Consider the following 25,194-nt stretch of genomic DNA (forward strand, 5'->3'; position numbering starts at 1 on the left):
CCCCCCCGCCAGTGCCCGTAAAGTCTGATACATTCTCAGAGGTTGATGCCGATCGTGCGGGCTGAGATCCTCAGGTTAGCGTATGATGACACAGCAAAACCTACCCTTCATCAGGATTTCAGCAACTTCTTTATGGCAAAACGGCGACTGAACAAGCAGCAGCAATGGCGCATCCAGAAAATTCAGGCGGAACGGGCCGTGCGGGCTTCCCGTAAAGAGAAGGCCATTGAAGCACAAACGGAAGCCGGAGAACTGGGTGCCGAACAGCAGGGTCTGATCATCGCCCATTACGGCCAACAGCTGGATGTTGAGGCACTGGAGGGTGAACATCAGGGGCAGGTTCTGCGTTGCTTCGTGCGCGCCAACATCGACAGCCTGGTGACCGGTGACACCGTCATTTGGCGACCGGGCAAAAGCGAAACCGGCGTCATTGTCGCCCGCTGTGAACGCACCAACCTGCTGCAGCGCCCGGACAATTTCGGCGCACTAAAGCCGGTGGCGGCGAATATTGATCACATTATCCTGGTGATCGCGCCGGAGCCGGAGCCCCATGACAACCTGATCGACCGGTACCTGGTCGCGGCTGAGGGCACCGACATTCCAGTCGTGATTCTGCTGAACAAAACCGACCTGCTGACGGATCAAAACCACGAAAACATCGAACAGCTTCTGCAACGGTACGAGACACTGGGCTATCAGGTAGCACGCACCTCGGCGACGGAATCGGGCAGCTCACCATCGCCGCAGGTGGAGGACCTGGTCAGGAATCAGACCAGTGTGTTTGTCGGCCAGTCCGGGGTCGGCAAATCGTCCATCATCCAGACTCTGCTGCCGGATGAGTCGCTGCGAGTCGGGGCCTTGTCGGAAAGCACTGGCAAGGGCACCCACACCACCACCACCGCCAAACTGTTCCACCTTGCGATCGGCGGTGCATTGATTGATTCCCCGGGCATTCGTGAGTTCGGGCTGTGGCACATGACGCCCCGGGAAATCGAATACGGATTCCGGGAAATTCGAGACCTGATCGGCCATTGCCGCTTTCGCAACTGCCGTCATCTCGGCGACCCCGGTTGCGCCATTGATGGTGCCGCCTCTGAGGGCCGTATCAGCCAGGCACGGCTGAAAAGTTTTCACCGCATACTCTCAGACATGGCGGAACAACAATCCCGGGGGCTAAAGCTGGACTAATCGCGGTGCCCGCGGTTACCAGTTCAGCTCGCCTTCTTCGGGCTCCTCGCGTTCTTTCAGCCAGTTACCCTGCTCGAGACTGTCCATCGCTTCTTCCTGCTCGCTCTCTGAGGGCTGGGTGAGATCGATCAATGGCTCGTCACTGCGGCTCGCGTTGCTCTGAATGCCATCAGCCGTTTTCTTGTTCAGGACGATAATGGAAATACGCCGGTTAACCGGGGCGGTGGTATCGTCATCGTCAAACAGGACCGAGTCACTGAACCCCACCACACGGGCAATCTGCCGGGCACCAACACCGCCAGCGACCAAAGCGCGGCGGGCGGTGTTGGCGCGATCGGCGGACAGCTCCCAGTTGGTATATCCCGGCCGGCCACTGAACGGCGTCGAATCCGTGTGACCCGTGATGCTCAACTTGTTGGCGACCGCCCCCAGCGGCTTGGCCAGCTCAAACAGGATGTCCTGAGAATAGTATTTGAGTTCTGCCCGCCCGCTGTCGAACATCGGGCGCTGCGACCGGTCGACAATCTGAATCCTGAGCCCTTCGCTGGTAATGTCGATCAACAGCTGATCTTTGAATTCCTGCAGGGTCTCGCTTTGTTCAATCTGCTCCTGAAGGTCCTGGAAGAGCTCTTCCATTTGCCGTTGCTCGAGAGTTTCTGAGAGCTCTTCAACCACCTCGTCCTCAATCTGGATGTCGCTGCGCTCAATGTCCTGGGTGCTTTCCTCAACAACCGAGGCGCTGCCTTCCAGATCGACCGGATTCGGCGAACCACCTTCGGTGAATCCGACCGGGTCCTTGAAGTACCCTTCCACGGCCCGCTTTTGCTCCGGTGAGGCGGTCGCGGTCAACCAAAGCACCAGAAAAAACGCCATCATCGCAGTGGCGAAGTCGGCAAAAGCGACCTTCCAGGAGCCACCGTGGTGCCCGCCGGTGACCTTTTTTTTACGCTTGACGATGATCGGTTGTGCTTCCACTGACCTGCTCCAGCAGTCCCGGGGTTAGTTATTTCGACCGTACGTGGTCGTTGAGCTCCTGGAACTCCGGCCGCTTATCGGTCGGAAGCGCTTTACGGCCAAACTCAATCGCCATCTGCGGTGCCTGTCCGGAAACCGTGGCGACCACCGATGCTTTGACACATTCATACGCCTTCAATTCGTATTTGGCGGCGTGTTCGAGGGCTATGGAGGTTGGGCCCACAAAGCCATACCCCATCCAGATACCAAGGAAGGTCCCCACCAGCGCCGCCGCCACGCTCAGACCGATTTTCTCCGGGCCCTCGGTCAGGAAGTTCATGGTGATCACGATGCCCAGCACCGCCGCCACGATACCCAGCCCGGGCAACGCATCGGCGATCTTATTGACCGCGTGAGCTGGCTCTTCCAGTTCGTGCTGGCGACTGTCGATTTCGTTTTCCATCATGCCCTCAAGCTCATGGGTCGCCATGTTGCCGGAGCTGATGATCCGCAGGTAATCGGTAAGGAACGCCAACAACTGCTTTGATTTCATGACAGCGGGGTAGCGTGCAAATATCTGGCTGGACTCCGGGTTGTCGATGTCCTCCTCAATGGCCATTACCCCCTGTTTGCGGGACTTGTCAAAAATATCGTAAAGAAGACTGAGGAGGTCGACATAAAACGCCTTGTTGTAAGGGGAGCCGGTCAACAACCGCAGCACGCCCTGAGCGACATCTTTGACCGTATGCAGCGGGTTGGCGATGATGAAGGACCCTACTGCCGCGCCCCCGATGATCAGGATTTCGGTGGGCTGCCACAGCACCATCAGGTGGCCGCCATGGAGAACGTATCCGCCGAGCACACTCGCGATGACTACAATTGTACCGATAATCAGCAACATGGGATGAGCACACGCCTTTTTTAGTAATGATTGCACATAAAAGCAATTGCAAACAGCCATCGCCGCAAACCCGATACCGGGATCGCACCGCCAGGACAGGCCTGATCATAGCAAGCACCGATGCCAACCGCGAAGGCGTGAAACAATTTCTATACACACGACGGTATTTGGTAAACTCCGCGACTTTGAGCGCAAAGGACCCGTTTCATGTTCAACAAACTTTTTGTTCTGAGCCAGTACGTCACCCCGCAACTGGCGGTTTCGCGTCTGGCTGGTCGTCTCGCCGACAATGAACACGCGCCGGCGCTCAAGAATCGTGTGGTTCGCTGGTTTATCGACCGCTATGGCGTGAACATGAGCGAAGCGGCAGAATCAGACCCCGAAGCCTACCCCAGTTTCAATGCCTTCTTTACTCGCGCGCTCAAGCCAGGCTTGCGCCCGGTCGCTGAGGGTCAGTCCGTGCTGGTGAGCCCGGTGGACGGTGCGATCAGCCAGCTAGGACAGGTCACGGGGGATCGCGTATTCCAGGCCAAGGGCCAGTCGTTCAGTCTGACTGAGTTACTGGGTGGCGACGAACAGCGGGCCCAGGCCTTTACCGAAGGTGAGTTTGCCACCATTTACCTGTCCCCCAAGGACTATCATCGAATTCACATGCCCCTGGCCGGGCGGCTTCGGGAAATGGTCTATGTTCCCGGCAAGCTGTTCTCGGTCAACCCCGTCACGGCGGAAAATGTGCCCAACCTGTTCGCCCGTAACGAGCGGGTCGCCTGTATTTTTGACACCGACGCAGGCCCTATGGCCATGGTGCTGGTCGGCGCGATGATTGTTGGCAGTGTCGAAACCATCTGGGGCGGCGTGGTGGCCCCGGGGACAGGCCAGGTCACCACCACAGGCTATGACGATGACCAGCCGGAAATACGCTTTGAAAAAGGCGAAGAAATGGGTCGTTTCCGCCTCGGGTCCACCGTCGTGTTGGTGATGCCCAAGGGTGCCGCTACCTGGAACGACGACGAAACGCCGGGAGCAACCGTAAAAATGGGCGAAGCGTTCGGATCTGTGAGTGGCGGAGGCTGACACCAGACAGAATTTGCCGGCGAACGTCAGGCCCGCTCCAATGGAAACGCCAGAACATCGGCGATATCGCTGCTGCCCAGCTTGAGCATCAACAACCGGTCTAGCCCCAGTGCGACGCCGGCGCAATCCGGAATACCCGCCTCCAGTGCCGCCACGAAGGCCAGATCAACGGCCATTTCGGACTTGCCGGACTGGCGGCGAAGCCGGTTATCTGCGTTAAAACGCGCGCGCTGCTCCGCTGGATCGGTGAGCTCCCAATAGCCGTTACACAACTCAATACCTTGAACGTAAAGCTCAAACCGGTGCGCCAGGCGCACACCGTCGTACTCGCTGACCCTGGCCAGCGCAGCCTGGGATTCGGGGTAGCCGATAATGAAGACCGGCCCGAAATCCGCCAGTGCCGGCTCCACCTGACAGCTCATCAGCAGATCCAGGCACCCATCCCTACCCAGCGTTCTGGTCTGTTCTGGTTCAAGCCACTGCGCACACCGACGCATCAGCTCGTGGTCGGTTGCCAGAAACGGGTCCAGCCCCGCAAACCGTTGCAGTGCATCACGGTAGGGCAGCACAACTGGCCGGTCACAGCCCAGCCAGCCGCAGACAAGATCACTGACTTCCGCCATCAGATCGGTGTCGGTGTAGCCCGGGCGATACCATTCAAGCAGCGAAAATTCCGGGTTATGGCGGCGACCCCGCTCACCGTCCCGGAACACTCTGGCAACCTGATAGATTGGTCCGGCTCCGGCCGCCAGCAGGCGTTTCATGTGGTACTCGGGCGACGTCTGTAACCAGCCACCGCGAGCCCCACCCGCCACCGATGAATGATTGGCGGAGATGCCATCCAGGTTCGGGTCAGTAACGCCATGACGCCCAAGAACCGGCGTTTCCACCTCCAGAACACCCCTGTTCGCAAAAAAGCCGCGCAACCAGGTTAACTGGTCTGCACGGCTTTTCAGGGCACTCAGGGAAGCACTGGGCTGCCACTCGGGTGCGTTGCTCACGATCCTGCCTAGCTGCTCTTGACGCGATTGACGTACTCGCCGGAGCGGGTGTCCACTTTCAGCACCTCACCAATAGTGATAAACAGCGGAACGTTGACCACGGCACCGGTAGACAAGGTAGCGGGTTTTGAACCACCCTGCGCCGTGTCGCCTTTCATTCCCGGGTCGGTGTCCACCACTTCCAGCTCGACAAAATTGGGGGGCGACACAGACAGGGGCGCATCGTTATACAGGGTTACCGTATAGACATCCTGCTCTTTCAACCATTTCAGTGAGTCGCCAACGGCCTTGGCATCGGCAGGGTATTGCTCGAAGGAACCGTCGGTGAGCATGAAGTGCCAGAACTCGCCATCGGTATACAGGTATTCCATGTCCTGGTCGATGACATCCGCGGATTCCAGGCTCTCGCCAGACTTGAAAGTACGGTCCCAGACCCGATTGCTCATCAGGTTGCGGAGTCTTACCCGGTTAAAAGCCTGGCCCTTACCGGGCTTGACGAATTCGTTCTCAAGAATCACACAGGGGTCACCATCGAGCAAAACCTTAAGACCGCCGCGAAATTCGTTGGTAGAATATGAAGCCATGAACTGTCCACCTGAAAAGATGCAATTAAAATTTCAAAGGTCGCTATGATACAGCGAACCCCCACCCGTATAGAAGCCCGCTCGGCCGATAACGACACCCGCAGCTGGCAGCAGCTGCTGGCCGGGGCGGTGACGACGCCGGAGGCGTTGCTGACCCGGCTGGATCTCGATCCGCGACACTGGCTTGACGGGGCCCAGGAGGGCCATCGGCTGTTCCCGGTTCGGGTACCGGAACCCTACCTGAACCGGATGGGGCGCGGGAACCCGGAAGACCCCCTGCTTCGTCAGGTTCTGCCGCTCACCGAGGAAGGCTGGCAGGCAGAGGGGTATGTTTCTGATCCGCTGCAGGAGGCGGAGGCAACGGAAACCACCGGACTCATCCGCAAGTACCGCAGCCGTGCCCTGCTCATGGTCACCGGCCAGTGCGCCATCAACTGTCGCTACTGCTTCCGCCGGCACTTTCCCTACGACGAGCACCGGTTGTCACCGGCTGACCGTGACCAGGTCATCAGCACGCTGAGCCAGGATACCCGCATTAACGAGGTCATTTTCAGTGGTGGCGATCCATTGGTTGCCAATGACCGCTTGCTGGGTGCCTGGGCAGAGGCCATCGCCGCCATTCCTCACATACGACGCCTGAGAATCCATACCCGCCTGCCGGTGGTCATCCCCCAGCGAGTCTGCGACTCGCTGTTGTCATGGCTGTCTGCAACGCCCTTACAGACGGTCATGGTGCTGCACATCAACCACCCTGCCGAGCTGGACCGATCAACCCGTGAGGCGTTTGACCGGTTGCGTGCAGCTGGCGTTACACTGCTGAATCAGAGTGTCATCCTCAAGGGCGTCAACGACAACGCCTCTATACTTGGTGAATTGAGCGAAGCCCTGTTTGAATCCGGCGTACTCCCCTACTACCTTCACGCCTTCGATCCGGTCGCTGGCGCGCACCATTTTGATGTAAGCGATGAACGAGCCCGGCAACTGGTCAGAACCCTGCTGGCAGAGCTGCCCGGATTCCTGGTACCCCGGCTGGTGCGGGAGGTCCCCGGCAAAGCGGGGAAAACGCCCATCGACCTGTTCGCGTGACCGGCTTGGCAAAGCGGGCCCGAAATCACTTGTAAAAACTTGTCAACACGTGACTTTCTCGCTTTTTGTTCTGCTTTTTCTATTTTAGAGTTCAGCTTATACTACGATAAAAATATGTATTTACGGCGTTTTCCAAGAATGCAGGTCCATGTGCCGACGTACCTGCCGCCGGATATCACCACATTTTGGGTATCAGCTACGACCCACTTACTTGGCGTGTACTCATGGAAGGAAAGACTCTGAAACCAGAACTTCGGGTTCCTGATCAGAAAACAGCGAGCCTCTCATTCTGCGAGACCTCCCCAAAAGCCTTCCGGGACTGGATCAAACAGCTGCCGATGGCCAATACCGGAGAGGCCTCCCGCCAGCTCTATCACGCCATAATCGAGCTGAATCATCTGTTCATCGCACCTCAGCAACGGCTGCAGTTTCTGGAGCTGATTCGCCCCAAGATTCATTTCGTGTGCTCGGAGTTGTCCCGCCACTACCTTGGCCTGGCGATCGCACTTCCGGAGAAACAGCGGAAAATTGCCAACCTGTCCCAGGCACTTCAACTGCACTGCGCCAGCGGCTACAAACTGTGCGTGCTGGAACTGCTGGATAATGGTGGCCTCGTCAAAAACCGAAAGCCGGTGGCGATGTCTGTGCACCGGGCGATTTCAGAGCTGGCAGCCACCATTGTGCGCGCTCACCAGCTCTACTGCCCCAGCCCGGCCCAGAGCTGGCTTGAATGTCACCGGCTGTTCCGGTTCGCCCACCGCAACAACCTGGCTTCCGTGACGGTGGACGATGACACTCTGGTGCACCGCCTCAGCAGCACGGTGGAAGACAGCTACAAGCGCATACTGCTTTTGGGTTGCGCCCGCCCCAACCAGCTACGCCAGAACGAGTTACTGCAAACCTACGAACTGTTTGAAACCTGGACAGAGCACACACAGTGCGATCCGGAACTTGGCGAAGACAGCCTTTTCGCGGTCAACATGGAACGCGATACGTCCCCGATTTACCGCAGCCTGCTGGAGCAGAAAGCAGGCCCGGATACGTTCGGTTTTGACACCCGCCAACTGTCGAAATTGCTGGCGGACACCCTGCATGCCGGAACTGGAAACAAGGAACAGCCTGCACAACTGCAACTCCCGTCGCGGGTCAGCGAAACCCTGCTGACGCACTTGTGCCAGGCACTTGGCATTCTCGCGAAGCGTAATTTCAACCGCATCTCAAGCCAGGGCACCCTGGAAGTCTGCGTAGGCCTGACAGCAACCCACTATTTCATCTCGGGTGAAAAACAGTTCAATGAGTTTGTCAGTGGCAACGACAGCGGCCATCAAGATGAGGAAAACCTGTTTATACGCTCCGCCAGAAAGAGGGAGGACGCCTGGGCCGGAGCTCACGATGCTGGCCCATCGGAAGATCGCCTCTACGCGGCTGATACCCCCATTAACTTCCGAAGCAGCCACGGGCAATCAGTCTCGGCCGCCAGCGACAAAGCCCGCCCGCAAGCCCACCATGCCCTGCTGATCAACACCAGCCCCGGTGGTTACTGTGTGGCCTGGGAGAGCAATGTTCCACCGTCCCTGCAGACAGGGGAAATTCTTGGTGTGCGTGAACAATCCAGCCACCCCTGGAGCATTGCGGTCGTCCGCTGGATTCGCCAGGCGCGAAATCAGGGCACCGAGATTGGCATAGAGTTGCTGGCCCCCAGTGCCTCGCCTTGTGGCGTACGATTGATTCAAAAAGTAGGCAACAGCAGCGAATACCTGCGAGGATTGTTGCTGCCGGAGATCAGCGTAGTAAATCAGGCAGCCACGCTCATTACGCCGCGGCTGCCCTTCCAGTCCGGCAGTCGCATTTCCCTGCTCCACGAAGGCCGTGAAGACAACGGCCAACTTCTGCGTAAGTTGTCAGCCACAGGCAGCATCAGTCAGTTTGAGCTTAAATTGCACAATGCCGATGCGCTGGCAGCCGGTTCACCACCGCCCACGCCAGGCACCAACGAGGATGAATTTGACTCACTGTGGCCCTCCCTGTAGCTTCAGCACCTCCGGTGCCATCGACGGGGAGGCACTGCCAACGTGTATCACGAGACCTCTGACGAATGCAGAAAAAGACGACCGTACACCTTCTGATTCTTGATCCCTCACAAAATGACGCAGAATCACTGGTCAGCCTGCTGAGGAACTCCGGCAAAGCCACCCGGGCCCATCGCATCACGTCGGAAGAAGATCTGGAAGAAACCCTCAAAAGCGGAAGCTGGGACCTGTTACTTGCGCGGGACACCGAACAGGAATTCGGTGCCGACGATGCCCTCGCAATGATCCGCCGTCTGGACAAGGACATCCCGTTTATTCTCCTGACGGAAGAGTACGGCCGCGAAAGAACGGTGTCCGTCATGCGCGTGGGTGCCCAGGACACCGTCCCCTTCGAATACTCTGATCAGTTAGTCCTGGTGGTCAACCGGGAACTGGCCGCACTGGAAGATCGCCGCCGGCGAAGAACTCTCGAATCCCATCTGAGGGAAGCAGAACAACGTTGCCAGTTGCTCCTGGAAAGCTCTAAAGACGCCATTGCCTACATCAACGATGGCATGCACGTTTACGCCAACCAGTCGTATATGGAATTCCTCGGTTACGACGATATCGATGACCTGATCTGCATTCCCGTGCTCGACACGCTGAATTCCGAGAGCCAGGATAAATACAAAGAATTCATGAAGGCCTTCACGGAAAGCGGTAAGGACGTTATGTCGCTGACGTGCTCCGCCCGCCGCAGTGACGACCAGGAACTCAACGTGGTGATGTCGGTGTGCGCCGCCACCTACGACGGGGAAGCCTGTACCCAGATCGTTCTTCAGCCTGAACACAGCGATGGCGAGCTGGAAGAGAAGCTGAGACAGATCAGCAGCCAGGACCTGTTAACGGGCCTGTATAACCGTCAGCATTTGATGGATGCGCTGGGACAGGCCGTTGCCAAAGCTGGCAAAGACAACGAAAACGGCGCGCTGGCCTACATCGCGCTGGATAATTTCATGGGCTTCAAGGGTCAGGTGGGTATTGCCGGAGCCGACCTGTTGCTGGGTGACCTGGCAAACATCCTGCGGGAGCATGCACCGGAAAACGCCATTCTGGCACGCCTGAGCGATGATGCCTTCTGCCTTCTCTGTCAGCCGGGCGATGACAAGGCGCTGGGAAGTCAGTGCGAAAGTCTGTGCAAGACCGTTGAAGATCACCTGTTTGAAATCAACGGCCGCACACTGCAGCTCACGCTCAGCATTGGTATAGCCGCCATCACTGAAAACGCTCCGAAGGCACCGGACGTCATGGGGCGAGCCCACACGGCCTCGGCAGAACTCAAGAAGAAAGAGGGCCACGCCCAGGGTAACGGGGTACTGATATACAACCCCTCCGACTACGAAGCTCTGGACGACAGCAACTCAGCCGAAGCGATCCAGAAAGCACTGGACGAAAATCGGTTCCGGTTGCTGTTCCAGCCCATCATTAACCTTCGAGGTGAAGGCGAGGAACACTACGAAGCTTTCGTGCGCATGCTGGACAAGGACAACGAGGAGATTTCGCCCTACGACTTTCTCCCTCCTGCCGGGCCAACGGACATGTCGATCAAAATCGACCGCTGGGTGATTCTGCAAACCATCAAGCAGCTTTCCAGCCACCGCTCCCGTGGGCACGACACCCGCCTGTTCCTCAACATTACGGCGGAAACTCTGGAGGATAAAACCTTCACACCCTGGCTGAGCGTGGCACTCAAGGCCGCCCGCTTGCCCGGTGACTCGCTGATTTTCCAGGTTCGTGAAGGTGACGCCAACAACTTCATGAAGCAGGCAAAAGAGTTTGCCAAAGCCGTCCATGAGCTTCATTGCAAAGTCTCGATCAGCCAGTTCGGATGTGCGCTGAACCCATTCAACACCCTGAAGCACATTGACGTGGATTACGTGAAAATTGACGGCTCCTTCACCGAGGAGATCCAGAAGAACGAAGAAGCCAGGGAACAGGTCAAAGAAATGGTCAAGACCCTGCAGAGCTCAGGAAAACTGACCATTATTCCGCTGGTCGAGAACGCCGGGATGCTGGCAACACTCTGGCAGGCCGGCGTGAACTACATTCAGGGCTACTATCTGCAGGCACCCGTACCGGAAATGAATTACGACTTCGGGGATCACTGATCCCCAACCCCCTGCCTTTCCTGATTGGTTTCACTCTCCCGGAAACCGATCAGGTATAAAATTGCATCCAGCCCCAGAGTGGAAATCGAGTGCCGGGCCGATTCCTTGACCAGCGGCTTGGCACGGAAGGCCACGCCCAGCCCGGCCTGACTGAGCATTGGCAGGTCATTAGCACCGTCGCCGACGGCAATTACCTGCTCACGTGAAATGTGCTCCTTCCTGGCGATTTCCAGCAACAGTTCAGCCTTCCGGTTGCCGTCCACGATCTGCCCTGACACGCGCCCTGTCACCTTGCCATTCTCGATTTCAAGCTCGTTGGCGTAGATGTAATCAATGCCCAACTTGCTTTGCAGGTGCCGCGCAAAATAGCTGAAACCACCGGACAGTATGGCGGTGCGATACCCCAGAGATTTCAGACTGCGAATCAGGTGCTCCGCCCCTTCGGTCATTTTCAGCCGCGCCGCGATCCTTTCCAGAACCGACTCATCCAACCCCTTGAGCAGCGCCAGCCGTTCGGCAAAGCTCTGGCTGAAGTCCAGCTCACCCTGCATCGCTCTCTCGGTAATCTCCGCCACCTGGTCACCGACCCCGGCTTCGTGGGCCAGCTCGTCGATCACCTCGGCCTCAATCAGGGTCGAGTCCATATCAAAGACCACCAGCCGGCGATTACGGCGGAAGATCGAATCCTCCTGAAAGGCGATATCCACGTTCATTTCACCGGCAATCTGCAGGAAATCCGCCCGCAACTCTTCCAGATCGGACGGTGTGCCCCGCACCGAAAACTCGACGCAGGCGATTTTGTTTCCGGACGGGTTCAGAGATGGCCGCGCCGAGAGGCGGCTGATGTTGTCAATATTCAGCCCGTGGCGGGCAGTGATCGCCGACACCCGGGCAATCTGTTCGGCCTGAATGTCTCGGGCCAACAGCGTGACGATGTAACAGGCGCGGTTTCTGGCGGCCGCCCAGGTCTGATACTCCTTTTCGGTGATCGGCGCGAAGCGCACCTGCAAGTCCAGCGAATGGAGCCGGAACAGCAAGTCGCGGATAACCGGGGAAGACTTGGAGGCATCCGGAATTTCGATCAGGATGCCCCACGTCAGGTGATCGTGAATGACCGCCTGGCCGATATCCAGAATCCGCACATCGTACCGCCCCATGATGCCAGTGATTTCCGAGGTCAGGCCGGGCTTGTCCCGACCGGAGACATTGATGAGAACCAGCTCACTCACTGTCAGCAACCTCCTCTTCGGGGGCGGTGCCGGCGGCCGGAATTACCTCAATGGCATCGACCCGCTGCAGTCCACGGGGCAGTTTGTGACCACGACGCCCACGTTCCCCGAGGTAATGTTCCAGGTCACTGAACTGCAACCCCATCTTGCGCTTGCCCGCACGGATTTCCAGGTTATCGTCCGCGGCAAACACGGCTGCCGCCACCACGTATTCTTCACGGTTCTGCACCCGGGCGGACGGGATGCTGATGATCTTATTCCCCTTGCCCTTGGCCAGCTCAGGCAGTTCGTTCAGAGGGAAGACCAGCATGCGGCCTTCGTTGGAAATCACCCCCAGAAAAAGCGGTTTGTCCGTTGGCGGCACCATCACTGGCGACATGATCTGAGCCCCCTTGGGCACACTCACCACCGCTTTACCGTTGCGGTTCTTGCTGATCATGTCCTCAAGAGAGGTGACAAATCCGTAGCCGCCGTCGGTGACCAGCAGCACCTTGCGCGAGAGCTCCCCCATCAACAGGCCGGCGAACGTAGCGCCCGACGGCGGATTGATCCGCCCGGTCAGCGGCTCACCCTGGCCACGGGCCGACGGCAGGCTGTGAGCCATCAGGGCGTATGCGCGCCCCGTCGAGTCCAGAAACAGCGCCGGTTGATTATTACGCCCCTTGCTCGCCATGGCGAAGCGGTCACCGGACTTGTAACTCAGGCCCTCCGGCTCGATATCGTGGCCTTTGGCAGCACGCACCCAGCCTTTCTCGGACAGCACCACGGTGACCGGATCGTTGGACACCAGATCCAGCTCGCTGAAGGCGCGGGCCTCTTCCCGCTCGACGATCGGGGAGCGGCGATCATCACCGAAGGTTTCCGCATCGGCTAGCAGTTCAGATTTAATCAGTTCACGCAGGCGGTCTTCGGAGCCCAGTATGGACTGCAACTCATCGCGCTCGGCGGCCAGTTCGTCCTGCTCGCCGCGAATTTTCATTTCCTCGAGCTTCGCCAGATGGCGCAGTTTCAGCTCCAGAATGGCTTCGGCCTGATCCGCGGACAAGCCAAAGCGGGCAATCAGCTCGGCCTTGGGCTTGTCTTCGGTGCGGATAATCTCGATCACCTCATCAATGTTCAGGTAGGCGATCAGCAGACCTTCAAGCAAATGAAGACGCGCCAGAACTTTGTCAAGACGGTGTTGCAAACGACGGGTAACGGTGGTGCGGCGGAAGCTCAGCCACTCCGTGAGCATCGTCTTCAGCCCCTTGACCGCCGGCCGGCCATCGTTACCGATGACGTTGATATTCACCCGGTAAGTCTTTTCAAGATCCGTGCTGGCAAACAGATGCGTCATCAGGCCATCGAGGTCCACCCGGCCGGAGCGAGGAACAATAACCAGACGGGTCGGGTTTTCATGATCGGATTCGTCACGCAGGTCCGCCACCATGGGGAGCTTTTTGGTCTGCATCTGCTGAGCGATCTGCTCCAGCACCCGGGCACCCGATACGTGGTGCGGCAGGTCAGTGACGACAATTTCGCCACTGTCACGAACCCAGCGCGCACGCATCCGCAAGGAGCCACGACCGGTCTCGTACATCTGACGGATATCCTTGCGCGGCGTGATGATTTCCGCTTCGGTGGGAAAGTCCGGCCCCTTGACGTGTTCGCACAGGTCGTCGACGGTCGCGTCGGGCTGGTCCAACAGGCGGATGCAGGCCGCCGTCACTTCACGGACATTGTGGGGCGGAATGTCCGTCGCCATACCCACGGCAATGCCGGTGGTGCCATTCAGCAGCACATGGGGCAGCCGGGCGGGCAATACTGAGGGTTCATCCATCGTGCCGTCGAAATTCGGCACCCAGTCTACGGTGCCCTGCCCCAGTTCACTCAGCAGTACATCGGCAAAGGCGGCAAGCCGGGATTCGGTATAACGCATGGCCGCAAACGACTTGGGGTCGTCAGGAGAGCCCCAGTTTCCCTGGCCATCCACCAGAGGGTAGCGGTATGAAAAAGGCTGAGCCATGAGCACCATGGCCTCGTAGCAGGCGCTGTCACCGTGGGGGTGGAACTTACCCAGCACATCACCCACCGTCCGCGCCGACTTCTTATACTTCGACGTGGACTTCAGACCCAGCTCGGACATGGCGTACACAATACGCCGCTGAACCGGTTTAAGGCCGTCTCCCACATTGGGGAGCGCCCGGTCGAGAATGACGTACATGGAATAGTCAAGATAGGCCTTTTCCGTGTAGTCCCTCAGCGAAACCCGCTCAAAGCCTTCGTCCGTCGTCTGAAACTCTGGCATGGATGCCTCTTTTACCTGTTGTGAATTCTGCAGAGGGCACATTATATGGACGCAGGCGCTGATACACCAACAACCACCTTGCAATAGTTCCCACCCCGAAAAATCCAAATGCCCTCAATAGCCATTTCCAATAGCGGAATTCCCGCATGGAGAGTCTGCAATGCTGGCCGTATGCTCGCTTACAGTGAATAGATGACCGTTTTTCAACCTGAGCAAGCGGACCACTATGAAACCGACGATCAAAGCCTGCGGGCAAGCCATGGTCACCGCTATGGTCAACGCCGCTCTCGCCCTGGCACTGATGCTACTCGTGGAGTTTGCGATCAGTGGCACCTTTCAGGTAGCCAAACCCTATCTGTGGGCCGGATCACTGATCTGGCTGGTGATTTTTGTCGCGCAGTTCTGGCGCCAACGACACCTTTGCCGGACCGATGATCGGCCGGTAACGAAAAATATCGGGGGAGCTTCAGACCTGACCTGAAAAGCCAGGGGAGTGTAAGGAGGAAAGGAAAGTGCAGGGAGGGAAGTGCAAGAGAGTGACTTCCCATGTGGCCGGCCCGGGGCATCTCCAGAGCCGGCCAATGATCTCAGAAAACCATTACGTTACTGGCGAATGCCTTCCACAGAAATTTCGATGTGAACGGTTTCTGAGGCCTTACCCAGGTCCATCGGAATCCCGAAGTCCGCCAGTTTCAGCTCGGTTTCGGCTTCAAAGCCCATCCGGTATCCACCCCAGGGGTCGTCACCATGGCCCAGCAGCTCCGCTTCGAGGGTAATTTCTTTGGTCACGCCACGCAGGGTGAAATCACCAATGATGTCGGCCTCGTTGCCGTCGTCATCCAGCTCAATGCGGGTGCTCTTGAACGTCGCCTCGGCGTGCTCGTCTACGTACAGGAAATCTTCGCTACGAAGGTGCTTGTCGCGCTCGGCGTGGTTGGAGTCCACGCTGCTGGTGTCGATGGTCACTTCCACAGAGCTGTTCTCGGGGTTTTCCGCGTCATACACGAACTGGCCATCAAAGTCATTAAAGCGACCGTACAGCCAGCTGTAGCCCAGGTGTGAAATTTTGAACGTGACAAACTGGTGAGCATCTTTTTTGTCAAAGGCATAGGTGCCACTGTGCTCAGAGGCCTGAACGGCACCGACCAGAGATGCGGAAATGGCGGAAGCCAGCAGTAATTTTCTCATACAATACTCCTTTGAGTGAAAAGCCCATGTAGGGCACTTTAAAACGCGAATAACGCACTACAATTCTAACGATCCCTGCCCAGCATCCGGCGCAGGGTATCGTCCTTGTCGAGAATGTGGTGTTTGATGGCCGCCAGGGCGTGAACGCCGGCGAGAATAACGATGGCCCATGTGGCCCAGTAGTGGACCTCACCTGCGATGTCTTCCATGCCCTTGATTCGGCCTGTCACCGAAGGCACATCAAACCAGTTAAACACACTGATGGATGAGCCGTCGGCGGTGGAAATCAGGTAGCCGCTCACCATTGCCACAAACAGCAGCACGTAAAGCGCGGCGTGGGCCACGTGAGCCACCGCCACTTCCCAGCGCTGGTGACTGGGCAGGGGCCGCGGAACCGGGTTGAACAGACGCCACAGAACGCGAAATATAACCACCATAAACAGGAGAATACCGAGGCTACGATGAATGTCCGGGCCCAGCCTGTACCACTCGTCGTAATAAGAGAGCCCCACCATGTAGTAACCCAGGCCAAAAAGACCGAACACCACAAAGGCCACCAACCAGTGAACAACAATGCTGATGGCACCAAACCGGCTGGGCGAATTACGGATTTGCATGGGTTGGGCAACCTCGATCCCTGATTTATGTCAGATCCTGAGCAAAGCATAGAAAGCCCTGCCCCCAAAGCCAACCGAAATGTTTTGTTCACTAAGGTCAGTTTATCTGACCAACGGGCTTGCTCGAGCTTCGGTTACCCCTTATACCGAAGGTCTGATAGGGGTTTTACGGATTGCTGAATACCCGGGCCACGATAGAATTGTTCCAACTTTAAAACGCAACTGACTAACCCATTGATTGGGAGGATTGAGCATGGAATTTGAATTCGACGAAAGCGTTGTTGTTCCCAGCAACAACTGATAATCCAGCGGTCACCCAACGGCCGCTGAAGCTCTGCCCCAGCCGCCCCCTCATTGCGCAATGCAGGTGATTCCCTTTTTTTGCATTAATCGGTAGTAATACAGCCCCGATTTTGGCAATCTTCCCTCCGATCAGGGCCACAAAGCGTTTCTTGAAAAGGTACCTGTAATTTCTATGTACAGTTCGGCCAGCTTAGGCTGTTGTCGTCGATTTCGTCTATAGACCCAGAACCGCCTATGTCGCAAAACTTTCCTGAAAAGTTGGCAGCACCCGATGTTGATGTGTTGTCCCCCATGCTTAACAAGGAAGGTAACTCATGGACGGCGGCCTACCAGGGGCTGACCCTTCGGACCGCGTTACAACCGATCTACAGCATTTCTCACAAGCGGGTAGTCGGCTATGAGGCGCTGATCCGGGCCTTCGATAATGACAATTCCGCAGTATTACCGTTACACCTTTTCGGGCTACCGACATCCGGCGCGGAAAACCTTCTGCTCGATCGGCTGTGCCGCTACCTGCACCTCCGCAATTACACTGGCTTCCATGACCAACTGAACTGGCTCTTCCTCAACGTCTCGCCACAGGTTGTCAGCAGCGGCACTCAGGCCGATGCTTTTTTTGGAGAACTTCTGAAGAAAACGGGGTTGCCGCCCCACCGTATCGTGATGGAGATCGTTGAGCAGCCAACCGACAATGCCGACCGACTGAAGGAAACCGTCGCCTACTATCAGAAACTCGGCTGCCTTACCGCCATCGATGACTTCGGAGCGGGCCACTCCAACTTCGAGCGAATCTGGAACCTCTCCCCCGATATCGTCAAGCTTGATCGCAAGTTACTGACCCGGGCAACGGACGATCACCGCGCCAGGCAGATCCTCAACGGCATTGTGTCGTTGCTTCATCAGTCTGGCTGTCTGGTACTCCTGGAAGGTGTGGAAACACGAGACCAGGCGTTAATCGCCATTGATGCAGGCGTGGACTTTGTTCAGGGTTTCTATTTCCGCAAACCGAGCATCGAACTGTCAGAGATTCCCACTGAAGCAGCGGATTTCGATCATTTGCTCAGCGAATACAAAAGCCAGAGCCAGGTGAAACGGGACCCAACCCGGCAACTGACTCAATTCTTCTCGGGGCTGTTTCAGGACAGCATTAAAAGGATGGCCGATGGCGCAGAGATGGGGCAGGCATGCGCGCAACTGCTCGGACACCCGGCGGTATCCCGTTGCTACCTGGTGAATGACAAGGGCGTACAGGTTGAAGACACGCTGATTTCGGAGGCCATGGCCGGCAGTCTTGACCCACGGTTCAAGCCGTTGGAAAGCACCACCAGCGCTGACTGGTACCGACAGCAATATCTGCGCGAGGCGCTGGCACAACCCGAGACCCTGCAAGTAACAGCGCCTTATTTGTGCATTACCGGTGCCTACATGTGCGTAACCCTCTCGCTGGGATACTACCACCAGGGCGAATTACGGGTGCTGTGCTGCGATATACTGGCGAACCCGACTGACGGGATCAGACGCCTGGGCTGATGCCGTACACCACGCTGATCACCGCCACGGTCAGCAAGCCAATGAAAATATTCATGGGCAACCCCACCTTGACGAAATCGGAAAACCGATAGCCCCCCGGGCCAAACACCATCATGTTGGTCTGATAGCCCAGCGGAGTCGCAAAACTGGCCGATGCGGCCATCATCACCGCGATAACAAACGGTTCGGCCGGCACGCCGAGGGAATGGGTCATCGACAGCACGACCGGTAAAACCAGCACCGCGGCGGCGTTGTTGGTGATGACTTCCGTCAGCACCGACACCGTCAGGTAAACCAGCAGGATGGTCAGCATCGGGTGACCACTGCTGACACTGAGTATCCCCTCGGCGACGTACCCGGCGGCCCCCGTCTGCTCAAGCGCGGCACCGAGCGCAAACGCCGCCGCTATGGTCAGCACCACCGGCACATCAACCGCCTTCTGGGCCTGGCCGACCGAGCAGCAACCGCTGAGAATCATCAGCGCAGCCCCAAGCAATGCCGCATTGAGCATGCTCAAGATCCCGCACGCGGCGGCTCCGACCAGGATCAGCAAAATACCCCAGGACAACCACGCGCGATCGTGCCGCGGGGTTTCGGTTTCCAGATCGTTGATCAGCAAAAAATCCTTGTTGTAACGCTGGCGCGTCACAAACGCTGGGCGGGCTTCCAGCAGCAGAACGTCACCCGGCTTCAGCCGGATGTTGCCGAGGTTCCCGGACACTCGCTCGCCGCCTCGAGCCACCGCCAGCACCACCGCGCCGTAGCGATCACGGAAACGGGCATCGCGAATGGTCAGCCCCAGCACTTCCGACTGTGGCGACAGCGCGGCTTCCACCAGCCGGCGCTCCGCACGATCCTTACTCAAGCTGGACTCCTCGTCGTGAACCGAGGGCACAATGCCGTTTATTCGCAGCAGATCTGAAATTGCCTGAGTGTCTCCGGCGAACACCAACCGGTCACCCCCTTGCAACCTTTCCTCGGAGGGCACCGCGGTGACCACGCTGCCGTCACGTTCGATCTCGACCAGGTACAAACGCTCAAGCTCCCGCAGGCCGGCCTCACCTACGCTTTTCCCGACCAGCGGGCCACCAAAGGCAACCGCCACCTCCAGCGTAAACTCGCGCATGGAACCAAACTTCTGCTGATCCTTGCGGTCCGGCAGGAATCGTGGCAACAGCAACAGCATCACCGCCAGCCCTATCACGGCCACCGGCAACCCGACCGCCGTGATGGAAAAGATCGAAAAGCCGGCCTCGCCGGTCAGCTGCTGATACTGGCCGTTGACCACCAGGTTGGTGCTGGTGCCAATCAGCGTCAGCGTGCCACCGAGAATGGCCGAGTAGCTGAGGGGGATCATTAATTTGGAGGGGGCAATGCCAATTTTCCGCGACCACGCGTGCACTGCGGGGATCATGGTGGCAACCACAGGGGTGTTGTTAAGAAAGCCACTGAGCAGCGCCACCGGCAGCGCGATACGAGCCTGAGCCGAGCGCACGCTGCGGGGTGTGCGAAGCAGGTGATGAACGATAAGGTCGACGCCACCGGAATGGTGAATGCCGGCCGCCACCACAAACATGGCAACGACGGTAATCAGGCCGCTGTTACTGAAACCCGCCAGGGCCTGGTCAGCGGTGACGATGCCGCTGGCACTGAGCACGACAAGCACGCCCATCATCACCAGATGGGGGCCAAATCGCCCAACGCTCATCAGCATCAACGCCACGCCCGCCAGGCTCAGCGCAAACCAGCCTTGCCAATCCATAGATCCTGCATCCTGATTAAGAAGGGGGCAGGATAACGGCTTTATCGAATACTTAGAAAGAATAAAGGATGCTTTTTAAAGCACTTTCAGCAATATCAAACGTCAATGTCGGCCATATTGCCGTAGGTTTCCAGCCACACCCGCCGGTCCGAGGCGCGTTTCTTGCCCAGCAGCATGTCCATCCGGCTATCGGTATCGTCGCCGTCTTCGATGGTCAGCATCACCAGCCGCCGGGTGTCCGGGGCCATGGTGGTCTCACGAAGCTGCAGGGGATTCATCTCACCGAGACCCTTGAAGCGTGTGGTCTGAATCTTGCCCCGCCGGTTTTCGGCGGCCAGACGATCAAGGATGCCCTGCTTTTCGTGCTCGTCGAGGGCGTAGAAGGTTTCCTTGCCCAGATCCACCCGGTACAACGGAGGCATGGCAACGAACACGTGCCCCGCTGCCACCAGCGGGCGGAAATGCTTCACGAAGAGCGCGCACAGCAATGTGGCGATGTGCAAGCCATCGGAATCCGCATCCGCCAGAATACAGATCTTGTTGTAGCGCAGCCCGGCGAGGTCGGCGGAACTCGGGTCCACACCGATGGCGACGGCAATATCATGCACTTCCTGGGAGGCCAGGATTTCACTGGAGTCGACCTCCCAGGTGTTGAGAATTTTGCCCCGCAGCGGCATGACCGCCTGGAATTCGCGATCCCGCGCCTGTTTGGCGGAACCCCCGGCGGAATCCCCTTCTACCAGAAACAGTTCTGAGCGGGCGGTATCGCTGCCGGAACAGTCCGCCAGCTTGCCAGGCAGCGCCGGGCCCGACGTTACTCTCTTGCGGGCGACCTTCTTTGAGGCCCGCAGGCGGCGCTGCGCGTTGTTGATAAACAGCTCCGCCAGGACTTCGGCCACATCGGTGTGCTGGTTCAGCCACAGGCTGAACGCATCTTTCACCACGCCGGAGATAAAGCCCGCCGCCTCCCGGGAAGATAGGCGCTCCTTGGTCTGGCCGGAGAACTGGGGTTCCTGCATCTTAAAGGACAGCACATAGGCGCAGCGCTCCCAGATATCGTCTGGAGACAGCTTTACGCCCCGCGGCAACAGGCTTCGGAATTCGCAGAATTCCCGCATCGCCTCCAGCAAGCCGGTGCGCAAACCGTTGACGTGCGTACCACCCTGAGCAGTCGGTATCAGGTTAACGTAGCTTTCCATCACCGCCTCGCCACCTTCCGGCAGCCATTGGATCGCCCAGTCCACCGCCTCTTTGTTACCGGAAAAACTGCCGGTGAACGGGTCCAGCGGAACCGCCTCGATGTCCGCCAGCGCGGTACGCAGGTAATCGCGCAAACCGCCCTCGTAACACCACTCGTCCTTTTCTCCGGTTTTCTCCTGGGTGAACACCACGGTCAGCCCCGGGCACAATACGGCTTTTGCCCGAAGGTTATGGCGCAAACGGCTGACGGAGAAATTGGGGCTGTCGAAATATCCGATGTCCGGGGTGAACTTGAGGCGTGTGCCGGTGTTGCGTTTGCCAACCGTATCGATCACCTCCAGCTCCGAGGCTTTCTCACCGTTCGCGAAAGTTATGCGATGCAACTGGCCATCTCGTTTGATGGTCACTTCAAGATGGGTAGACAACGCATTGACCACCGACACACCGACCCCGTGCAAACCACCCGAGAAGGCGTAACTGCCCTGGGAAAACTTGCCGCCGGCGTGCAGCCGGGTCAGGATCAACTCCACGCCCGAAAGCCCCTCTTCCTTGTGCAGGTCAACGGGCATACCGCGACCGTCGTCCTCAACGCTCAGCGAGCCGTCGCTGTACAACACCACATCAATCCGGCGGGCGTGCCCGGCCAGTGCCTCATCGACGCTGTTATCGATCACTTCCTGCGCCAGATGGTTGGGGCGGCTGGTGTCAGTGTACATGCCCGGGCGCTTGCGGACCGGGTCCAGACCACTCAGGACTTCAATGGCATCGGCGTTGTATTGTTGCTGGCTCATAGACGGGAAGGAACTCCGCAGGGTTTTTGTAGAACTGGCCCATAGCTTAGGGATTCACGGAGAAAGATCAACGGTTGTTTTGTGCGGGAGTTCAGCGTTTTCGGGTCAAGGTATCCATGCCGGTTCCGGATACCTTCAGCTCTTCCCAGTCTGCCGGTGATACCGCAATCACTGCGCACGGTGTCGTCAGCGCCTGGGTGACCATGGCATCAGTGGCTGGCTGCCGGACGTTGACCGCCACTTCCAGTGCGCCCTCACGGATTTCAGCGCCTTCCAGAGTTACGCCATAGCCCCCGGTCGGTTTCTGCCCGAGGCCGATCAGAAGCAGATGCTCTCGGTCAAAATCCACGGCTTTCAGGGCATCCAGTGGCAGGTTACGGGCGGGCAGATGCTCAAGCCGCGCTATCTGGTCCGCCTGATCGACATAGACCAGTCCGGGAGCGGTCAGCCCACAATGGTCGGACTGGGTCAGCTGCCGGGCAAGTGGGGCTCCTTCCGGTGTTGCTGAACGGTTCACGGCACATCCCACCAGAAACAGGGCCACTGCGATCAGGGCGGTCACGCCGGTCCAGAATAACTTCAACGGTCCGTCTCCAGTGCTCTTTCGGGTTGCTGGTTGTCAGTGGTGTCCGGTTTCAGGCGATAGCCTTCAAATCCGTAACGCGGCAAACCCATCGCAGCAATGGTCGGGCGCCTGAAACTGGTGTTCAGTGTGACACCCGAGAGCGGTTCGTCACCAATGACGATTTTTTCAGGCAGACCGTTCACCGGATACTCGGCGCAGGCCTCACCGTTTTCACAGATCAGGCCGTTGTTGTCCATGTCAGTGCCGGCCACCAGAAAGTATTCGCCTGGCGGAACGTCATCGAAAGCATAGCGGTACTGGCCATCGGCGGCTTCCACCACGGTTTGTTCGACCGTATCCCGGTTGTCGTCTGTGCTTACTAGCAAAACATAGTGCCTGCCGGCATTCAGGTCGTCCCGGGCACCACCGAACTGTAGGGTGACGGGAACCGATAACGTTCTGACTGCAGGGTCATCCGAGCTATTGTAATCTATGGAGAGCTCAACGCTATACGACTTCGACTGATCCAGACCGGCAGGATCAACTGAAACCGTCACCGGATCAGACAGGACGAGTGTGCCCGACGTTAGGTCCGAGGTGAGCCAGGGCACCTCAGACGACACATTCTGAATATTGACTTCGATGCCCGGATCGGTGGGGTACTTGGCCAACTCCAGCACCTGCGAATTGACGATACCATTGAATTGAAGGGCCGACGGGCTTGCCGCAAGCACTGTGGCAAAGTCCCCTTCCAACGCCGCATTCACAGCCTTGAGCGCATCAATCATGCCTGCTCCGTATTCTGGGCGGTTGGCCGGCTCTTGCGTAAGCTCTCCATCCGCCAGCAACCTATAGAACTTGTCCGGAGTCATGTCTGGCTCAGCGGATTTCATCAGCGCGTAAACCCCGGAGACATGCGGTGCCGCCATGGATGTACCCTGCAGACCGGCGTAACTGGCGATAAACGCACCGCCGTCATCTGTGCCCCAGGTACTGGCAATCACATCGGCGACGCCGTCCTGGTTGGCATCCCGGCTGGCATCACCACCCGGCGCTACCAGATTGACTGAAAGCCCGACGTTCGAGTAGGACGCCCGCACTCCGGCACCATCCACCGCGCCGACACCCACAACATTGGTGAAAGCGGCGGGATAAGTCGGTTCGTCTGTGCCCTGATTGCCAGCAGCCGCTACCACTAGTTTACCTTTACCACCATCCCAAGCACGGTCAATCGCATCTTGAATGCTCTGGCTGGGACCCAGTCCACCAAGGCTCAGGTTGATCACGTCAATTTCCGGGCGGGTCGCCGCCCAGTTGATGGCGGCAATCAGGTCTGCCGAGTTACCCACACCGCCTTCCCCCAGCACCCGCACCGGCAGTATGTTGGAATTGGGCGCGACACCGATTACGCCTATGTCGTTATCGACGGCGCCGGCAATACCTGCCACGTGGGTCCCGTGAAAATTACTGCTGCGGGCCTGGCCGTCTCCCGGGTCAGCGGGATTGGCATCCGGTCCCGGCTCATTGTCGATATCCAGCCCGGCGGATACGTAATCCATATCCTGCCCGGGCACAAGCCTGACGTTGCCCAGCAGATCGGGGTGCCAGTCGCCACCTGAACGGGGATCGTTGCTGAACAGCCCGGTATCCATCACAGCAATGCCTACGTCATCACCACCCTCCGGAGCCACCTGCCAGGCCAGAGGCAGATTGATCAACGGGTAGTTCCACTGACGGTCGTAAAGCGGATTGTCACCCGCGGGAATAGCTTGCGTGCTGTAGAGGTAATTCAGATCTGCAATGGCAACATCGGGGCGTTGACGCAACTGCTGTATCCACTCCACAGTCTCCTTCCGGTTTTGCCCGGAGACTTGCGCGGACAATGCCGTTACCGGCGAGGCAACAGTGCGGCGTACACGCCAGGAATTGCCGCCCAGCTTGCGGGCATGGCTCGCTGACATGGACCGCGCCACGGAGCCAGCATCCTGAGCAGACATCGTCGTCGGTCGGAAGCTCACAATTGCTTCGTCCAGCAGGAAATCCGGCTCTGTGTAGCCGGTATTCATCACGCTCAGGGCACCCTCAGGGGCCAGGGTGAAAACATAGCGGAAAGGTATGCCGCCGGAGGTGCTGACCTCGACAAGGTAGGCCTCCTCCTGGAATCCCTCGGGGAGAGTTATGGAAACGGGCATAAAATCTGACGACCCGGATTGCTCCGCCAGGACCGCACCGCTGTCGGGATCAGTAACTTTCAAAGTGCGCTGGGGAGGCTGGGCTCCGTCGGGGAAAAATTCCTGTGGAGCTCCGAAAACCTGCAGATTTAAACGGTCACCCTCCGATAAGGTCGCCGCATACACATCCACCCGGTCTTCAACATAGTCAAAAGCATCAGCCGTTCCGGTGATGTACCGGGCCGAAAAGGCGCTCAGATAACCGCCAACCACCGCGGTATTCGGCAGAATCTGGGCGGCGCTGCCGCTGTTGTTGTTACCGGCGACCCCGAGACGGAAATCGTCTGCAGTGTCGAGGTCCACCCGGGTGCGGCTTTCCAGGGAAATGACACCGGCGAGATCGGGTACCGCCTGCTCTTCAGAAGAGCCGCTACCACCACACCCAGAGACCATCACGCTCAATAAAAGAAGCGCGCCCACGCCCTGCCCTGTTTTTAATGCCTGCATCTACCCGATCCCAGTTTCTATTGTTTGCCGGTACTCAAGGATATAACACTGCCTCACGGAAAATCTGACGTTTTCTGTT

19 protein-coding genes are annotated in these 25,194 nt (G+C 58.1%); 7 read left to right on the top strand and 12 right to left on the bottom strand.

The features are described from left to right. Positions 1 to 132 precede the first annotated feature (132 nt). Entirely contained in the window at positions 133 to 1,188 is a 1,056-nt protein-coding gene (gene rsgA / locus WD429_RS15065; RefSeq protein WP_368423002.1) for a small ribosomal subunit biogenesis GTPase RsgA, read from the top strand. 15 nt (positions 1,189 to 1,203) lie between these two features. Here the strand turns inward: rsgA and motB are convergent, their stop codons facing one another. Beyond that, positions 1,204 to 2,163 (bottom strand): flagellar motor protein MotB, encoded by a 960-nt coding sequence (gene motB, locus WD429_RS15070; RefSeq protein ID WP_368423003.1) that lies wholly within the window; start codon positions 2,161 to 2,163, stop codon positions 1,204 to 1,206. Positions 2,164 to 2,191: 28 nt separating this feature from the next. Continuing rightward, positions 2,192 to 3,043 (bottom strand): flagellar motor stator protein MotA, encoded by an 852-nt coding sequence (gene motA, locus WD429_RS15075; protein ID WP_368423004.1) that lies wholly within the window; start codon positions 3,041 to 3,043, stop codon positions 2,192 to 2,194. 207 nt (positions 3,044 to 3,250) lie between these two features. Here motA and asd point away from each other — a divergent pair, with 207 nt between their 5' ends. Continuing rightward, positions 3,251 to 4,117, top strand: a complete 867-nt coding sequence (asd, locus tag WD429_RS15080) for an archaetidylserine decarboxylase (RefSeq protein ID WP_368423005.1) — start codon at positions 3,251 to 3,253, stop codon at positions 4,115 to 4,117. Between the two features lie 26 nt (positions 4,118 to 4,143). Here the strand turns inward: asd and epmA are convergent, their stop codons facing one another. Further along, positions 4,144 to 5,118 (bottom strand): EF-P lysine aminoacylase EpmA, encoded by a 975-nt coding sequence (gene epmA, locus WD429_RS15085; RefSeq protein ID WP_368423006.1) that lies wholly within the window; start codon positions 5,116 to 5,118, stop codon positions 4,144 to 4,146. An 8-nt stretch (positions 5,119 to 5,126) separates the two neighbouring features. Further along, positions 5,127 to 5,702, bottom strand: coding sequence for an elongation factor P (gene efp / locus WD429_RS15090; protein ID WP_368423007.1), 576 nt, complete (start codon positions 5,700 to 5,702; stop codon positions 5,127 to 5,129). A gap of 45 nt (positions 5,703 to 5,747) precedes the next feature. Here efp and epmB point away from each other — a divergent pair, with 45 nt between their 5' ends. The 3 genes from epmB to WD429_RS15105 all read left to right on the top strand — a co-directional run bounded on the left by epmB (position 5,748) and on the right by WD429_RS15105 (position 10,965). Continuing rightward, positions 5,748 to 6,788, top strand: a complete 1,041-nt coding sequence (gene epmB / locus WD429_RS15095) for an EF-P beta-lysylation protein EpmB (RefSeq protein WP_368423008.1) — start codon at positions 5,748 to 5,750, stop codon at positions 6,786 to 6,788. Between the two features lie 224 nt (positions 6,789 to 7,012). Continuing rightward, a complete protein-coding gene (locus tag WD429_RS15100; RefSeq protein ID WP_368423009.1) occupies positions 7,013 to 8,818 on the top strand; it encodes a GTPase in 1,806 nt (601 codons plus the stop codon). A gap of 65 nt (positions 8,819 to 8,883) precedes the next feature. Continuing rightward, entirely contained in the window at positions 8,884 to 10,965 is a 2,082-nt protein-coding gene (locus WD429_RS15105; protein WP_368423010.1) for an EAL domain-containing protein, read from the top strand. Here the strand turns inward: WD429_RS15105 and serB are convergent. Together serB and parC are read right to left on the bottom strand one after the other, a co-directional pair. Continuing rightward, positions 10,959 to 12,194 (bottom strand): phosphoserine phosphatase SerB, encoded by a 1,236-nt coding sequence (serB, locus tag WD429_RS15110; RefSeq protein ID WP_368423011.1) that lies wholly within the window; start codon positions 12,192 to 12,194, stop codon positions 10,959 to 10,961. The two genes, WD429_RS15105 and serB, sit on opposite strands and share 7 nt — an antisense overlap. Next, the gene (parC, locus tag WD429_RS15115; protein WP_368423012.1) at positions 12,187 to 14,481 is read right to left on the bottom strand and encodes a DNA topoisomerase IV subunit A; all 2,295 of its coding nucleotides are present in this window, start codon (positions 14,479 to 14,481) and stop codon (positions 12,187 to 12,189) included. The genes serB and parC overlap by 8 nt, the downstream gene beginning before the upstream one ends. A 226-nt stretch (positions 14,482 to 14,707) precedes the next feature. Between parC and WD429_RS15120 the strand changes: the two genes are divergently transcribed. Next, positions 14,708 to 14,962, top strand: coding sequence for a hypothetical protein (locus tag WD429_RS15120; protein ID WP_368423013.1), 255 nt, complete (start codon positions 14,708 to 14,710; stop codon positions 14,960 to 14,962). Positions 14,963 to 15,084: 122 nt separating this feature from the next. On the opposite strand, the gene WD429_RS15125 is transcribed toward WD429_RS15120, so the two are convergent. After that, on the bottom strand, positions 15,085 to 15,669 hold the full coding sequence (locus WD429_RS15125) for a YceI family protein (protein ID WP_368423014.1): 585 nt from the start codon (positions 15,667 to 15,669) through the stop codon (positions 15,085 to 15,087). A gap of 65 nt (positions 15,670 to 15,734) precedes the next feature. Beyond that, a complete protein-coding gene (locus WD429_RS15130) occupies positions 15,735 to 16,286 on the bottom strand; it encodes a cytochrome b (RefSeq protein WP_368423015.1) in 552 nt (183 codons plus the stop codon). Between the two features lie 537 nt (positions 16,287 to 16,823). Here WD429_RS15130 and WD429_RS15135 point away from each other — a divergent pair. Next, a complete protein-coding gene (locus WD429_RS15135) occupies positions 16,824 to 18,119 on the top strand; it encodes an EAL domain-containing protein (protein WP_368423016.1) in 1,296 nt (431 codons plus the stop codon). Here WD429_RS15135 and WD429_RS15140 read toward each other — a convergent pair. The 4 genes from WD429_RS15140 to WD429_RS15155 form a co-directional block, all read right to left on the bottom strand. Continuing rightward, positions 18,103 to 19,881, bottom strand: a complete 1,779-nt coding sequence (locus WD429_RS15140) for an SLC13 family permease (RefSeq protein WP_368423017.1) — start codon at positions 19,879 to 19,881, stop codon at positions 18,103 to 18,105. The two genes, WD429_RS15135 and WD429_RS15140, sit on opposite strands and share 17 nt — an antisense overlap. A 95-nt stretch (positions 19,882 to 19,976) precedes the next feature. Next, positions 19,977 to 21,872: a DNA topoisomerase IV subunit B gene (gene parE / locus WD429_RS15145; RefSeq protein WP_368423018.1), complete on the bottom strand. Its 1,896-nt coding sequence runs from the start codon at positions 21,870 to 21,872 to the stop codon at positions 19,977 to 19,979. Positions 21,873 to 21,963: 91 nt separating this feature from the next. Then, positions 21,964 to 22,455: a protease complex subunit PrcB family protein gene (locus WD429_RS15150; protein ID WP_368423019.1), complete on the bottom strand. Its 492-nt coding sequence runs from the start codon at positions 22,453 to 22,455 to the stop codon at positions 21,964 to 21,966. Beyond that, positions 22,452 to 25,115, bottom strand: a complete 2,664-nt coding sequence (locus WD429_RS15155) for a S8 family serine peptidase (RefSeq protein WP_368423020.1) — start codon at positions 25,113 to 25,115, stop codon at positions 22,452 to 22,454. Before WD429_RS15155 ends, WD429_RS15150 begins: the two co-directional genes overlap by 4 nt. Positions 25,116 to 25,194: the final 79 nt, after the last annotated feature.

The sequence above is a fragment of the Marinobacter sp. genome (assembly GCF_040904845.1).
Classification (GTDB): domain Bacteria; phylum Pseudomonadota; class Gammaproteobacteria; order Pseudomonadales; family Oleiphilaceae; genus Marinobacter.